The following is a 15,160-nucleotide window of genomic DNA, read 5'->3' as shown; positions in this document are numbered from 1 at the left end:
ATAAAAGCCTAGAGAAGGTGTTAACAAGTCCACCCGCTTCTATATGTAGATAACGCTACTTTATTCGGGAATAAGTTACGCCTCCCAACATTGAGTGTATTGGCAAGAAAGTTAACGATGACTAAGCGCTACATATTTGGGTAATTTGGCCCTCCTGCTCCTTCCGGTGTTACCCATCTTATGTTTTGCGAAGGATCCTTGATGTCACACGTTTTACAATGAATGCAGTTTTGAGCGTTAATTTGCAGCGCCGTACCTATTTCATTTTCAACCATTTCGTAAACACCCGCAGGACAGTACCGCTGAGCAGGTTCATCATACATGGGTAAATTGTGCTTGGTTGGTACTTCATCATTCAATAGCTGTAGATGACATGGCTGATCTTCTTCATGGTTTGTATTCGACAAAAACACTGAAGAAAGTCGATCAAAACTGAGCACGCCATCTGGCTTATCATATTGGATTTTAGTATGTTGCTTCGCGAGCTCTAACGCTGCGCTGTCAGGTATTTCATCCCTAAATGTAAACGGCAGTTTCCCATTAAATAGATTCTGATCGAGCCAATTAAATGCTCCACCCCAAAACGTTCCAAGAGAATGCATAACTGGCACAAAGTTTTTCGATTGGGCGAGTTCGTCACCAAGCCAAGATTGCTTAATACGGTGATCAAATTCGTGTAGTTTTTGTCCATATGACGGGTCGTTTGCTAGCAGTTCCACGATACAATCCGCCGCAATCATTCCGCTTTTCATTGCGGTATGCGTGCCTTTTATTTTTGCTGGATTGAGTGTGCCGGCATCGCATCCGACCAAGACCCCACCATTTACTGCCATCTGAGGTAACGAGTTTAATCCACCCTTTGCAATCGCCCTCGCACCGTAGGACACTCGCTTGCCTTGCTTAAGCACCTCCGCAATGAGTGGGTGATGTTTATATTTTTGAAACTCTTCATAAGGGCTTAAATAGGGGTTTTTATAGTTTAAATCGACAATTAAACCCACCACGACCTGATTGTTTTCAAGATGATATAAAAATCCTCCTCCACCCGCATCCGAATTAAGAGGCCAACCTGCGGTATGAATAACAGTACCTGGCTCACTAACGGAGTCAGGAACATCCCATAGCTCCTTAATGCCAAGGCCATAATGCTGTGGTGAACGACCCTCACTTAAACCAAACTGATCGATTAATGATTTCCCTAAGTGACCTCGACACCCTTCAGCAAACACAGTCTGCTTCGCTTTCAAAAGCATCCCTTGCATATAACCGTCTTTTTCTGAACCGTCTGATGCGACTCCCATATCACCCGTATTAATGCCTTCAACTCGCCCAGTATCGTCGTAGGCAACATCATAGGCAGCAAAACCCGGAAAAATCTCAACGCCTAACGATTCCGCTTGTTCCGCTAACCAACGACAAAGATTGCCTAAACTTATGACATAATTTCCATCATTATGCAGGGATTTGGGAACCATCCAGTTTGGTATTTTTCTGGAGCTAGATTCGCTCTCTAGCCAATGCACTTCGTCTCGGCCAACTTCAGAAAGCAACGGGGCGCCGTCTTCTTTCCAATTGGGAAACAATTCAGTTAGCGCCTTAGGGTCAACGACAGCACCAGAAACAATATGAGCACCGATTTCCGAGCCTTTTTCGACAACGCATACTGTAAGCTCTTGATTAGACTCATTCGCTTTTTGCATTAACCTGCAAGCCGCAGCAAGACCGGATGGTCCACCCCCTACGACAACGACATCAAACTCCATTATTTCTCTTTCTATCATATTGAATATCCCTTAGAAGCGGGTTCGATTTTTATGTGTATATTTTTTATTTTATTTATCGAAAAAGACTGCGCTGTCTACTGTCGACGTGCCGGCGGTTATCATGTCACCATACATCCGCGCCCTTGGCAGAATTTGACGGCAGTAGAATTCAATCGACGCAGACCGAAGGTCATCAAACTCTGAATTTTCGTTCATTTGATCTTCTGCTTTCAGCATCAACCAAGCACCAACGACATAACCAAATTGCATCATATAGGCGTAAGCATGATAAGTTCCTAATAAAGGATCTTCTTTCATTGAAGACAAGCACAAGTCCGTTGTTTGCTGAAAAAACACGGTCTCAGTCTTAACTTGCTCTGCATATTTTGATTTGGACAAACCAACATCACTGATGATTTCGTCAATCAACCGACTCAAAGCAATGCCGTTATCTCCTTGTAACTTTCGCCCAATAAGATCGATCGCCTGAATGCCATTTGTGCCTTCATATATCGGCAAAATTCGAGCATCTCTTGCATGCTGCGCAACACCTGTTTCTTCTATGAAGCCCATGCCGCCATGCACCTGTACAGCAAGCGAGGTGACTTCTTGCGCTATTTCGGTGATCCATCCTTTAACAACAGGCGTGTACAGTGCAGTACGAGCGGACGCCGCAGACGCCTCTGCCCCGTTTGCTAACTTAGACACATCGTTTTCTACCGCTGCGGTATATATCAAAGCGCGAGATGCATCGATCAGCGCCTTCATTGTTAATAACATCCTTTTTACATCAGGATGTTCTATTATGGCGACTCGGTTCTTTCTAGCAGCGTCATAACCTTGTTTGCGCTCTTTTGCGTAATCTGTAGCCTGCTGATAAGCGCGTTCTGCGATGGCAAGCCCTTGTAGCCCAACACCTTGTCTGGCATTGTTCATCATAGCAAACATCGCTTTGAGCCCTTGATTTGGCTCGCCAACTAAGTAACCCACTGCTCCGTAATTTTCACCAAACGCCATGACACAAGTTGGTGATGCGTGAATGCCCATCTTATGTTCCAATGATGCAACACATACATCATTTCGAGCACCAAGCTCACCGCTTTCAGCCACAAGATATTTAGGCACAAGAAAAAGAGAAATCCCCTTTACTCCTTCTGGAGCATCAGGCAGACGGGCAAGCACTAAATGAATGATATTGTCACTCATCTGATGGTCGCCCCACGTAATGAATATTTTCTGGCCTTGTATTAGGAAATGCTCGCCTTCCGGTACCGCTTTGGCGCTAATTGCTGCCAAATCAGAGCCTGCGTTTGGCTCCGTTAGATTCATGGTGCCAGTCCACTCGCCACTTACAAGTTTACTAAGAAAAGTATTTTTTAAAGAGGGAGAACCGTATCGTTCAAGCGCTTCGATCGCGCCACTTGAAAGTAACGGGCATAATGAAAAAGCGAGGTTTGCAGACTGGATACCTTCATTAACCGCCGTTGCTAATGTTGATGGCAAACCTTGTCCGCCGTGATCGACATGCCCATCCAGAGATGGCCACCCCCCTTCGACATAGGCACTGAAAGCGTCTTTGAACCCTTTAGCCTCGTAGACATCACCGCTTTCAAGTCTAGCGCCTTCTTGATCTCCACTCCAATTAAGAGGAGCAATAACCTGCTCACTGAGCTTTGCGGATTCAGTTAAAATGGCCTCAACCAAATCCACCGTTAAAGGCTCTTCAAGAAAATCATTTAATCGATCTGAGATGCCCGCTTGGTTTAATGAAAACAATACATCTTTATATGGATAACGATAGTCGCTCATATTCTTATTCTCCGACGATTTTTTCGAGCGTTATTCTATCGTTATAGAATGGTAAACAGATCCTGTTTCAGCAATAACATTAGGAGGCTAAATTAATAACAAAACCAATCATCGGTCACTTAGCTAGTTTGAAATTCGCTCGTTCAGAGACTTTTCGAATCGGACATATTGCTCACTTTTTCGATATTCTCCGGGCGTCATTCCAGTCCATTTTTTAAACGAACGAAAAAATGCACTCGGTTCATCAAACCCCATCAGTGAGGCGATATCATTGATCGAAAGCCGAGGAACATTCATATAGGTGATGGCAGCTTCTTTGCGACATTCATCCTTAATTTGCTGATATGACGTACTTTCATCGCTCAATCGACGACGCAAGGTAGACACACTCATGTTGAGTGTTGAAGCAACCTCATCGGCACTCGGTAATTCACGAGAAAAGTCCTTACCGATCAGAGCCATTACTTGTGACTTCAAGCTATTGTCATTTTCAACCATTACGAGGAGTTGGTACGGCGCTGTTTTTAAGAACCCTCTAAGGGTTTCTTCTGTTTGGACAATTGGCATATCGAGATAAGTTGCGGGAAATACGAGCGCATTGGCATGCTGAGAAAATTTAACTTCAGATTGGAAAAGTGTCTTGTAATATTCTACATCACTCGGCCTGTTAGCCATAAAATACGCGGCTTTCAACACTAACCGACGCCCAATTAGCCAACTGATAAAATGGTGCCATATAGACATGGTCGTTCTGATTTTTTCAATCGGCTCATTTGCCATCATGTCTTCGGTAAAATCATTGGCGATAATATCGACTGGCGCAAACGTCACCAAGGCATAACGCCCTTTTTTTATGAGAACTGGCTTAATGGTCGGGCTTCGGCACACTTCAAAAAAATCGCTACATCGATAGAGAGCCTTAGAAAGACTGCGCGCATGTATAATGCATAAGCACATCATACGAAACGTGCCATTTGGCATTTTACCGCCACTTAGCATAGCGAAGGATTCGTCCTGCTCTAACCATATGATTTTTTGATAAAGCATGCCATATTCATAAGCGGGGAATGTGTCATTTTTATCAATAAATGAAGGGTCAATATCAAGACTTTCAAGCAATGTAGGGATGCAATGGCCTTTGGCTTTAACTGCCTCCAATAGGAATCGCACACTCGACATCGGTACAGATGCTTTTGCATTCATAACACAGTCCCTTTTAGTTCTTTATTTTTATTGTCGTCAAAAAAGGCTGCATATGCAGCCTTTTTGTTATTTCTAATTGAACTCTATTGGTCTGTTTCGGTAAACGCATCAAGCAAATCATTGGCGATAAGCTCGTTGCTGTCTTCCTTTACCTCTACTTCAACCTTTGCAACCTTGTCTTCTTCACGAACCGGCATCGTAAATCTACGAGGACGAGGTGCTTGTGACGCGGCCTCTTCTTTTGGCGCTAAACCTAGGCGCACAAGCTTTTTATGCGCTTGTTCTTTTCGTTCTTTCGACTTTTTAGTTTGGAACTTATTCGGCTTTGAAGCTTTGCGGGCTTTATTTTGCTCTTTGAGCATTTCTTTTGAGCCTGTTTTTGCATCACGCCCTAATCGGCTCTTCATACTTCTGGATTTTTTAACTCGTGCCATAACTACCTCTAATTGATACGCCATTGTATCAATCTTCATACAATACTTCATCAAGTAGAAGACTAAGACAATTTTTGAAGAAAGCGGCCAATAAGACGAATAAAAGGTACTGACACGCCAATCTATCCAGTTTTTAAAAATGCGACCATTGAAAAAAAAGCAACATTGATGGCGAAACCATGTCCCAAAGCGTTAGACCAGATCCCTTAGTACCAATCTCTTTTCCTTGAGACACATTCGTATACTAGCAATCCGCTTTAAACTTACTGTGTCCGATTTTACGGTATTTACCCAACTCTCGTACGGCAGAGCCAATCTTACTGGAATTACCGTTAGCGATTTCAGCATCTATTACTTGTAGTTTTTCGATAGCGCTATCAAACACGGCTTCATACTCTGTACGAGCAGACATCAGAGCATCGCCTTGTAAATTTTGTTCATGGAACAAATACGGCGTTTCCGCTTTAGAGGCTTCAAAAAGTCCAATCAGTTTATCAACGTGTTCACCCGCCCCTTTTAGGTTATCGGATTTAACGTCTTGTGAAAGCGCCCTAAGCTCTTTTTTAATCGACATCATCTGACCATGAAGATCTGTTTTAGAACAAGCACCATGCCCATGAGCAAAACTTACCGAAGAAACAGCAATCATACCCATTGCAGCAATCATATTTACTAACTTCATAGACACCTCTTTGGAGCTTCAACATTAATTCTAGGTCTTACCACAAAACCTAGCTTAAGAATAAATGATATTCCAGATCATCTTTCGTGACACTATCTAAATTGTAAAGCTTGTGATCTACATTTCCAAACTACGTACTTCGGTTATTATAAAAACTGTTTATATAAAATGTCGGGGCTTAATTCAAGCTGCAAGCTCTTTAAATGTCTAAATAAAAATCGAGACGAACTACCTATTTCGTTTATTTGTATCAACGGTAGATACCACTATTACATTTGTCTAAAATACATAAGACGAGCTACCGTAACTTTCTGCAGGTGACCTTTAACATATGATATTGAAACTCTTGGTAAAAACATGCCTAGCAGCACTTTTATTGCACGCCTATGCCGTAAGTGGGGCCGAATGTTCAGATAGAGATTCAATGGAAGCGTCCGATAAATACAGTGAAGCACTGATGAACGGTGAGGTATTTAAACGAGCAAAGGTTTTGAAACGTCATCACCCAAGCAAAAGAAAGGAAGTTGCCAGCCATATCAAAGCCGGAGACTTATATTATACGGTTTATACACTCGTGAGTAATGAGTGTTCTGCTCACATGATTAAACGCACTCAAGGGAAATACTGATCTTTATCGCTAGAAACTTCCGATCTACCTACGTTTCTTGGGAACACAGTTAATACAATTTGAGCAAAAGAGCACACAGGCAATAGAAAACCATTTTACTGCCTGTGCACATCGATCAGACCTTAATTTTCTTTTCCAGCCGTTTCTTCTTTACTATCGTCTTTTTCTTCTTCATCACCCAGCTTGGAAATCCCTTCCAAACGCAAAATAACCATCGAAGACAAAGACCCTTCTGGGTAGTTTCCATCACTATCAGCTTGCCCAGCCTCTTTACCTGTGAGCAATTCTAGCGCTTGATCCGCTGTCTCAATGGCATATATATGGAACTCGCCTTTCTCGACAGCTTCTAGAACATCATCATTTAACATCAAATTGTTTGAATTCGATTTTGGAATGAGAACACCCTGAGTTCCAGTCAAGCCCCGCGCCTTACAAACACTGAAGAAACCTTCGATCTTTTCGTTTACACCACCGATCGCCTGAACTTCACCGTATTGATTCAATGATCCAGTGATCGCAAGGTCCTGACGTAAAGGCACTTGAATAAGTGCAGACAGAAGACAACACAGCTCTGCTGTCGAAGCACTGTCTCCGTCGACATAGCCGTAACTTTGCTCCATAGCAATGGATGCAGAGATGTCTAGAGGGTATTTCTGTGCGTATTTATTACCTAAATAGCCCGAAAGAATCAATACACCTTTTGAGTGAATATTTTGCCCAAGGTTAGACTCTCTCTCGATATCGATGATGCCCTTTCCACCCGGATACACGGTTGTTGAAATACGAGCTGGCGCACCAAAGCTGCTATCGCCGATCTGCATGACAGTTAGGCCGTTAATTTTACCGATCGCCTGTCCATCACTTTCGAGCAGAACAGTACCTTCAAGAATTTCTTCTATTATCTTTTCACTTACACGCCCAGTACGATGCTTTTTCGCAAGTAACGCGCGTTTGACGTGCTCTTCTGAAATAACATCGTCTTTCGCCATGTCACGAACAAAGTCTGCTTCACTAAGCAACTCAAATACGTCTCCGATTCGAGCAACCATTTCTTTTTGATGCTCAGCCAAACGACTGCTGTATTCAATTAGACGTGCGACACCGTCGCGAGTAACATCTGCATACCCTTCTTGATCAACGCGATCCTTTAACAGTCGTGCAAATGCGTGTTCAGATTCCTTCCCACGTTTTAGTGTGTCATCAAAATCCACCAAAACTCTGAACATTTCTTGAAAGTCGGGATCAGCATCTTGAAGAAGGTAATAAATTTCACGAGAACCAATTAAGATCACTTTTACCTGTAACGGAAGGTCTTCCGGCGACAAGGTTGTCGTATTCATCATCCCCATATCCGCGTACGGATGCTCTATACGCAAAGTTTTGCTCTTCAGTGCTCGCTTCAACGCTTCCCACAAGTAATGATCAGTAAGCAACTTCTCAGCATCAAGAATCAAATAACCGCCATTAGCAGCATGAAGACTTCCCGAGCGGATTAAGCGATAACTTGTAATCAGCATCCCTTGATCGCTGCTGTACTCAACTTGCCCGAAAAGATTTCGATATGTTGGATGAGGCTCATACACTACAGGCATTCCGCCATCTGGCTCATGTGTCACCGCAATGTTTGGAAGATAAAACTCCTCGTACATGGTACGTCGGCTAACTTCATCTCGACTTTCAGCCGCTCGTTCGTCTGAAATTTGATCAATGAGTACTTTATCTAAATCCTCACGCATCTCTTTTAAATGCGAGGTGATTGCTCCGTTATCAGAATACTTCTCAAACAAAGGAGCCATGAGAGGATCAAGTGCTTCTTTGATGGTTTCGAGATTGAGCTCTCTTAGCTCCTCGTAGGAGGCTCGCTTCCATTGAGGCAACCCTAGCAGCTCATTGTTTAGCTGTGTTTCAAGCTCAGATACAGCCGCCTGAAATGCATCTCTCTCGTCGTCAGTAAGACCTGCGAAGTCAGCCTCTTCTAGCGCCTTTCCATCGCGCATTGGAGCAAAGCTTACGGAAGAAGCATCACGGAACATTGCGACATTAATACGCAGCGCCATTCGCTCGACCAAATTAATCGCACCCTCGTACTTTTCATTGAAAGCTCGATCAATCGCACTCTTATACTGTTGGTAAGTTGGATTTTCAAATGCCGCTGGAAAAGTCGCCATAACTGCATCTATTAAAGAGCGAATTTCCTTCTCAAAAATAGACGATTCACCCGGTGTAAATTCGATCGCTTTAGGCGCGCGTGTATCTGTAAAGTTGTTTACATAGGCCCACTCGTTGGGTGCTGTTTTACGCTTTGCTTCGCTTTTTAGATAGTTTGTTACATACGAAGAACGGCCTGTTCCAGAATCGCCCATAACATAAATATTGTACCCTGGGCGCTGCATAGCGACACCAAACTGAATCGCTTCCACCGCTCGCTCCTGGCCTAGAATGCCACTTAGCGGCTCTATATCGCTTAATTTTTTAAAAGGAAGATTGTCGGGAGAGACTGTCGCGTATAACGCGGACTTCTTAAGAGGCTGAACCGTTTTTGACATCATGAAGGTCCTTATATGTAGACCAGTTACAAGCAACGCTATGCAACTAGCAACTCCTAATATCAGTGCGAAATTCTTTCAAAACACGCTTAATTTTTTAGGTGGATTTACTCGCTCTAGAGATTAGGAGGGGTAATTTGTTTAAGTTATATTAAGAAGCGTAATGCATGACTAAGTAAAATCCTATCAAAATCGCTTCTTTTTTCGTTTTATTCATGTAAATCAATAAGATTCACTCAACGTTTCATTACGAATCACTTTCTTAAACTTATCGTGGAAGTTTTGTGCTGTAATTTCCAATAACTCCTCATAACGAATACCTTTTATATCCGCGACAAACTGAGCAACATCTTTTACATATTTAGGTTGGTTTTTTTGTCCTCTATGGGGAATAGGCGCTAAGTAAGGTGAATCTGTCTCAACGAGCAACCGATCAAGCGGTAACCTCTTGACCGTTTCTCGAAGCGCCTCTGCATTTTTAAACGTTACGATTCCTGAAATAGAGATTAGGTAGTTCTCCTCCATCGCTCTTACTGCCATATCGTAGCTTTCAGTGAAACAGTGCAAAACGCCACCAAAGTTCGGATCACCATATTCACGAATAAGCTCGATTGTATCTTCTTTCGCGTCACGAGTATGAACAATTACAGGCAACCCAAGAAAAGACGCACTCTCAAGATGCGCAACAAAGCTTCGTTGCTGTTTAGCATGGTTCTCTTGATCTTTGTCATAAAAATAATCAAGCCCAGTCTCTCCGATTGCTACAACCTTATCTTGCGAGGCCAACTCTATAAGTTTATCTGGTACGCTTAAAAGGCCTTCAGTATGTAAGGGGTGTACCCCACAACTTGAAAACACACCCTGTATTTGAGTGAATTCATTCACAGTATCAAACGATTCCAAATCCACTGAAATCGTTAAGACTTGTTTAACATCGTTTTTTGCCGCTGCAACCAAGGCGCCGCGTACTTCTCCGTCATAAGGAGTGAGATCTAGTTTATCTAAATGACAATGAGTGTCGATCAACATATATTTGTTACCACTGATTTAATTCGTATGTGAGCTGCATAACGGGATTTAGATTTGACCGTTTGAGACTTTGCTTAAGCCCAATAATGGCATCATATCGCGCCATAAGATGATAAATACTGCGTTTTGAAAGCATCAACTCACCCACTTCCTTCAACTCACCCGATAAATAACCTGATGCAGAATATTGGATCACCTGATGTAAGATGGCAGCATACCCGTCACACAGTGCGAGTATGTTAGATTGATCAACACCTTTAACAATATTCGTTACACTGTCTTCACCCGTCAGTAAAACACGAACTTTATTCGGAAGGCTACGGTACAGTGCGTCGTAACCTTTTTCTTTAAGAGCGAGCAAATGATAGGGTTGCTGAGTTAACCAAAAAAGATCACTGACTTCTGAATGACCTTCTTGCTCCAACCAAGTCGTTACGTCGTTTCTATCGGGTGAATCCAACACCATTTTTTGACATCTACTTTGAATAGTTGGCAGCATACCGTGGGAACTCGACGTGGTGAGAATAAAAAATGTATTCTCAGGAGGCTCTTCCAAGGCTTTTAAAACAGCGTTAGCAGCATTAATATTCATGGAATGAGCATCATGAAGCAAAAGAACTTTTACTTTTCCTACCTGTGCTTTTTTTGAAACCCGCACGATAAGCTGGCGAACTACATCAACCTTTATCGTTCCTTCGGAACCGTCAATATACAGGTAATCAGGATGAGAGCCTGCCAACATCAACTGACAGGAATGGCAGTGCCCGCAAGGCGCGTTATCCGATTCACACATTAGCAAATCAGCAAGCGATCGCGCCAATACCTCTTGTCCCACGCCCTCTTCACCGGTCAAGAGTAAAGCATGATGAAACGTTCCGTTTTTACGCCAATCTTCAGCTTTTGATTGTAATAATTTCAACCAAGGGGGGATACTAATAAAACACCTCTAGCATTTTTACTAATTAACGCACTCTAACACTGTTGCTATTTGTTCAAAAACATCTTTTTGCGCAACGCTTGCATCAACAATTGATACCCGATCACGGTCTCGTATAGCGAGATCTAAAAAGCCACGGCGAACCATCTCATGGAACTGAGTACTTTCTGCATCCAATCGATCATTTCCCAATCGATTCGCTACACGTTCCATACCCACCTCGACAGGCACATCAAGTAATATGGTTCTGTCTGGCAAACAATCACCCACCGCCAAGTGAACCAATCTGTCAATATCAGCGATGTCCAACCCTCTGGCGACACCCTGATAGACATATGAGGAATCTATGAAACGATCACTGATCACCCACACTCCAGACTCTAAAGCCGGCACTATTTTTTGTTCAACATGCTGAGCTCTGGCTGCAAAAACAAGTAACAACTCCGTGATTGGACTTACACTCTCGTCACGCTTGCTCAACACCACTTGACGAATTTCTTCAGCGAGAGGTGTTCCACCTGGCTCACGAGTTACAATATAAGGCACACCTTTCGCTTCGAGCCATTCTTTAACGAATGCAATAGCGCTGGTCTTACCGCTGCCTTCACCGCCTTCCAGCGTAATAAATCTACCTTTCACCTAACGTCCACCTAACGAGCACTCAATAAAGAGCTTATTTACTGGGCGAAGACTTATAGTCTTTTCTTCGCTGATATTTTTGATACTTTGCCACTGCGTTGTTATGTTCGCGAAGTGTTCGAGAAAACGCATGTGTACCGTCCCCTTTTGCTACGAAATACAGCGCAGCTGTTTCTCCTGGCCATACGGCTGCTTCAATCGCTTCACGCCCAACATTAGCAATCGGTGTTGGCGGCAACCCGTCAATAACATAAGTGTTATAAGGCGTTTTTGTACGAAGATCTCTGCGCGTTATGTTGCCATTATATTTATCGCCTAAACCATAAATCACTGTCGGATCTGTTTGTAAGCGAATTCTTCGCTTAAGACGATTCATAAACACTTTGGAAATGAGCGGACGCTCGTAAGCCACTCCGGTTTCTTTTTCTATAATTGAGGCTAACGTTAAAACATCATATGGCGTTTTTAGCGGTATAGATTTATTTCGATTATCCCATGCGGTGTTTAATTCTTTCTTTAAGAGTGTGTTTGCATGTTTTAAAATATCAACATCGGTATCGCCATCGTGATACCTATAAGTATTCGCGAAGAACAAACCTTCCGCAGATGAGTGCCCAAGCTCCATATGCTTAGCAATACGTTTCGCATCAAACCCAGACATCGTCATTTGGATATTCCCTTTCGCTTCCAATGCGGCCATATAGTCTTTTACGGTCTTCCCTTCGAGCAAAGTTACCTCGTGAAAAATCGCTTTACCTGAATCAAACAGCTGAAAAACCTGAATAAGGTTTTGCCCCGGAACTATTTCGTATCGCCCCGCTTTAGGGATGAGCGTAGGGTTCAGTCGAGAAACCACTTTCGTCAATAATGGATGGTAAATCCATCCACGAGCAGCAAGTTGATGACCAATCTTGGTTGAAGAAGCGCCTAGCTGAACTTCATACTCCTGCGCACTGTCTATCATGAGGGGTTGGGTAACACCATAATAAATGCCCGCAGCCGCGCCCGCCAATAGCGTTAAAAGCAAAAAAATCAGGGACACAAGCCATTTAACAGCAGACATGTTTTTCCTTATCTTCTAAAAGAGTTTGTAAATTTTCTATTTTGTTGCCAATGATAAAGCGCCGGTTGTTGAGGTCGGACAGTCCGCCCTTACTGACATTCTTAGTTTGATTAACTATCGAAGCCACACCGACAACACCGAGTAAGCCATTACATACAAATACTTCGTCGGCCTCTAATATATCATTTAGCTTAAAGCGCCCTACATCGATGACGCCATTATATGACTCAATAATTCGGCTACGCATTGTACCTTGCACTCCAGAATCAACGATACTCGGCAAGCACAGTCTATTCCCTTTAAACCAACCAATATTACTTTGAATGCATTCTGTAATATAGCCATTAGGGTCTAACATCAATGCTTCGTCCACCGTTTCTTCCAAAACATGTTTTGCCAACACATTTTCGAGTTTATTTAAGTGTTTTAAACCAGCAACCGACGGATTAATACTGGTACATATGGGGGAGACAACAAGCTGCATTCCCTGTTTTCGAAGCTTATCGTAATTTGGAGGGTGACCAAAATATATCAAAACATTAGGGATGACTTTGTTTGGCGGCTTGTAGCCTCGACCACCTTCGCCACGCGTAACAATAAGTTTTATTAGAACAGGGTCGCCCGCTGAAGGAGCATTGGCGTATATAAATTGCCACACATCACTGAGTAGCAAGGAGAAGTCACCCGTAAATTGAAGGCGTCGCAATCCTCTTTCGAGTCGATTTGAATGAAATTGAAAATTCTGAACAGCGCCATGTTGAAATAGCATAGTCTCAAACAAACCATCACCGTAAGGTAAACCACGGTCATTAATTGAGATATTTTCTGTTTTTTTGAAGTTTACAAACCAAACCATAAGACAGTTTCCATGAGGAATTGGTTGGTATCATAACGTAAAAGGAAGTGGCGTCCCATAGGGGGTTCGAACCCCTGTTACCGCCGTGAAAGGGCGGTGTCCTAGGCCTCTAGACGAATGGGACACAATTACTTTCCGTAGAAAGTGGAGCGGGAAACGAGGCTCGAACTCGCGACCCCAACCTTGGCAAGGTTGTGCTCTACCACTGAGCTATTCCCGCATTTCTTTTGCCGATCTCCCCTATTCGGTTTGATCCAGCTTTTCACTAACAAAACGTGTCTTGTCAGTAAATCTTAAATAGTGGCGTCCCATAGGGGGTTCGAACCCCTGTTACCGCCGTGAAAGGGCGGTGTCCTAGGCCTCTAGACGAATGGGACACAATTGCACGTATGCATTTTTTATTACTTATTACCCAACCAACAAAACATCGTTGAATTGAGTGGCGTCCCATAGGGGGTTCGAACCCCTGTTACCGCCGTGAAAGGGCGGTGTCCTAGGCCTCTAGACGAATGGGACACAATTACTTTCCGTAGAAAGTGGAGCGGGAAACGAGGCTCGAACTCGCGACCCCAACCTTGGCAAGGTTGTGCTCTACCACTGAGCTATTCCCGCATGCATTCACATTACAAAACTTCTTCTTTATACTCAACGCGTAAGTTAAGTGGCGTCCCATAGGGGGTTCGAACCCCTGTTACCGCCGTGAAAGGGCGGTGTCCTAGGCCTCTAGACGAATGGGACACATTACACACTAACCCCACAAATTGTGGCATTTAGCGTTTGAAGCCTTGCTGTGTGAGCGGGTGCGTATATTACTGTTACTAATCTGAAAATCAACAGTTTTTTTAAAAAAACTGTTACTCTTTTCACTTAGTCCGTTGTTTTTTATATTTTTTGTACAATATGGAGTCATAATCACATGAAGTCTATCGCCCTTCCCTTATTAGTCAGCACTTTAATCCTAGGCGGTTGTGCAAGCACAACCCACACTATTAACATCACCCCAACCCCAGAAGTCAGTATGAACACATTGACCAACGATAAAGTCATAGACATAAAGGTCCTGTCTTCTTTCGAAGGTAAAATTGGAGAGATAAATACAGGTATAGGAGAGCACGCTGATATTCTTCTTTCTCCTACATCTAAAGGAGACGTTAAAGCGGCTCTTGTAGAGGGATTGAAGAAACTTGGTTTTAAACCAGAACTTGGTGGGCAACCACCTGCATCACTTACCGTCACAATTTCAAAACTTTCTTACACAACCGCTAAAAAAGTTCTCAAAACAGAGGCCACTTTAGACTATTCACTTTCTCTGGAGCTAAAAGCTAAAAACAAAACCTATCGCGCAAACTATGTCTCTCAAAAAGTTGACGAGTATGGATCTCTTCCAACTCAAGAAGAAGTACAAGAAGCAATGAGCGAATTATCATCTGATACGGTGAGCAGACTGTTGAACGATCCAAACGTAATATTGCTATTACAAAAATAGGCGAAGCAAGACAAGCTCTTAATAGCGCGATTGCATTAGTTAAAGTGGCAGCACTAAAGAAACCACTATAATAAAGGGCATCACG

Annotated in this window: 13 protein-coding genes and 6 tRNA genes; 2 read left to right on the top strand and 17 right to left on the bottom strand. The window is 43.1% G+C overall.

All coding sequences use genetic code 11. The features are described 5' to 3' along the window. Positions 1-128: 128 nt before the first annotated feature. From DFP79_RS04970 to DFP79_RS04950, 5 genes are all read right to left on the bottom strand, one after another. Positions 129-1,781, bottom strand: coding sequence for an electron transfer flavoprotein-ubiquinone oxidoreductase (locus tag DFP79_RS04970; RefSeq protein ID WP_243730196.1), 1,653 nt, complete (start codon positions 1,779-1,781; stop codon positions 129-131). 51 nt (positions 1,782-1,832) lie between these two features. Beyond that, positions 1,833-3,572: an acyl-CoA dehydrogenase family protein gene (locus DFP79_RS04965; RefSeq protein WP_133502811.1), complete on the bottom strand. Its 1,740-nt coding sequence runs from the start codon at positions 3,570-3,572 to the stop codon at positions 1,833-1,835. A 123-nt stretch (positions 3,573-3,695) separates the two neighbouring features. After that, positions 3,696-4,775, bottom strand: coding sequence for an AraC family transcriptional regulator (locus DFP79_RS04960; protein ID WP_133502810.1), 1,080 nt, complete (start codon positions 4,773-4,775; stop codon positions 3,696-3,698). A gap of 83 nt (positions 4,776-4,858) precedes the next feature. Then, on the bottom strand, positions 4,859-5,248 hold the full coding sequence (locus DFP79_RS04955; protein ID WP_243730195.1) for a hypothetical protein: 390 nt from the start codon (positions 5,246-5,248) through the stop codon (positions 4,859-4,861). Between the two features lie 205 nt (positions 5,249-5,453). Beyond that, entirely contained in the window at positions 5,454-5,891 is a 438-nt protein-coding gene (locus tag DFP79_RS04950) for a cytochrome b562 (protein ID WP_133502809.1), read from the bottom strand. A 331-nt stretch (positions 5,892-6,222) separates the two neighbouring features. Here DFP79_RS04950 and DFP79_RS04945 point away from each other — a divergent pair, with 331 nt between their 5' ends. Next, positions 6,223-6,519 carry a hypothetical protein gene (locus DFP79_RS04945; RefSeq protein WP_243730194.1) on the top strand — a complete coding sequence of 99 codons (297 nt, stop codon included), beginning with the start codon at positions 6,223-6,225 and terminating at the stop codon, positions 6,517-6,519. Positions 6,520-6,641: 122 nt separating this feature from the next. Here DFP79_RS04945 and DFP79_RS04940 read toward each other — a convergent pair whose 3' ends face one another. The 12 genes from DFP79_RS04940 to DFP79_RS04885 all read right to left on the bottom strand — a co-directional run bounded on the left by DFP79_RS04940 (position 6,642) and on the right by DFP79_RS04885 (position 14,327). Beyond that, complete coding sequence (locus tag DFP79_RS04940; protein ID WP_133502808.1) at positions 6,642-9,068, bottom strand: Lon protease family protein; 2,427 nt, start codon at positions 9,066-9,068, stop codon at positions 6,642-6,644. A gap of 219 nt (positions 9,069-9,287) precedes the next feature. Continuing rightward, on the bottom strand, positions 9,288-10,094 hold the full coding sequence (locus DFP79_RS04935) for a TatD family hydrolase (protein WP_133502807.1): 807 nt from the start codon (positions 10,092-10,094) through the stop codon (positions 9,288-9,290). A gap of 7 nt (positions 10,095-10,101) precedes the next feature. Beyond that, positions 10,102-11,013 carry a DNA polymerase III subunit delta' gene (holB, locus tag DFP79_RS04930; RefSeq protein WP_166637638.1) on the bottom strand — a complete coding sequence of 304 codons (912 nt, stop codon included), beginning with the start codon at positions 11,011-11,013 and terminating at the stop codon, positions 10,102-10,104. 39 nt (positions 11,014-11,052) lie between these two features. Next, positions 11,053-11,670 (bottom strand): dTMP kinase, encoded by a 618-nt coding sequence (gene tmk, locus DFP79_RS04925; RefSeq protein WP_133502805.1) that lies wholly within the window; start codon positions 11,668-11,670, stop codon positions 11,053-11,055. Positions 11,671-11,704: 34 nt separating this feature from the next. Then, positions 11,705-12,733 (bottom strand): endolytic transglycosylase MltG, encoded by a 1,029-nt coding sequence (gene mltG, locus DFP79_RS04920; RefSeq protein WP_133502804.1) that lies wholly within the window; start codon positions 12,731-12,733, stop codon positions 11,705-11,707. Beyond that, positions 12,720-13,589, bottom strand: a complete 870-nt coding sequence (gene pabC, locus DFP79_RS04915) for an aminodeoxychorismate lyase (protein WP_133502803.1) — start codon at positions 13,587-13,589, stop codon at positions 12,720-12,722. The genes mltG and pabC overlap by 14 nt, the downstream gene beginning before the upstream one ends. 48 nt (positions 13,590-13,637) lie before the next feature. Next, positions 13,638-13,713: transfer RNA gene (locus DFP79_RS04910), tRNA-Glu, on the bottom strand. A gap of 21 nt (positions 13,714-13,734) precedes the next feature. Further along, positions 13,735-13,809: transfer RNA gene (locus DFP79_RS04905), tRNA-Gly, on the bottom strand. An 81-nt stretch (positions 13,810-13,890) separates the two neighbouring features. Next, positions 13,891-13,966 (bottom strand) — tRNA-Glu (locus DFP79_RS04900). Between the two features lie 63 nt (positions 13,967-14,029). Beyond that, a tRNA-Glu gene (locus DFP79_RS04895) sits at positions 14,030-14,105 on the bottom strand. Between the two features lie 21 nt (positions 14,106-14,126). Beyond that, positions 14,127-14,201, bottom strand: a tRNA-Gly gene (locus tag DFP79_RS04890). Between the two features lie 50 nt (positions 14,202-14,251). Then, positions 14,252-14,327: transfer RNA gene (locus tag DFP79_RS04885), tRNA-Glu, on the bottom strand. A 178-nt stretch (positions 14,328-14,505) separates the two neighbouring features. Between DFP79_RS04885 and DFP79_RS04880 the strand changes: the two genes are divergently transcribed. Then, entirely contained in the window at positions 14,506-15,075 is a 570-nt protein-coding gene (locus tag DFP79_RS04880) for a YajG family lipoprotein (RefSeq protein WP_133502802.1), read from the top strand. Positions 15,076-15,160 lie beyond the last annotated feature (85 nt).

The organism is Marinomonas balearica, assembly GCF_004362145.1.
GTDB classification, from domain to species: domain Bacteria; phylum Pseudomonadota; class Gammaproteobacteria; order Pseudomonadales; family Marinomonadaceae; genus Marinomonas; species Marinomonas balearica.
This window is presented reverse-complemented; position numbering and strand designations above follow the sequence as displayed.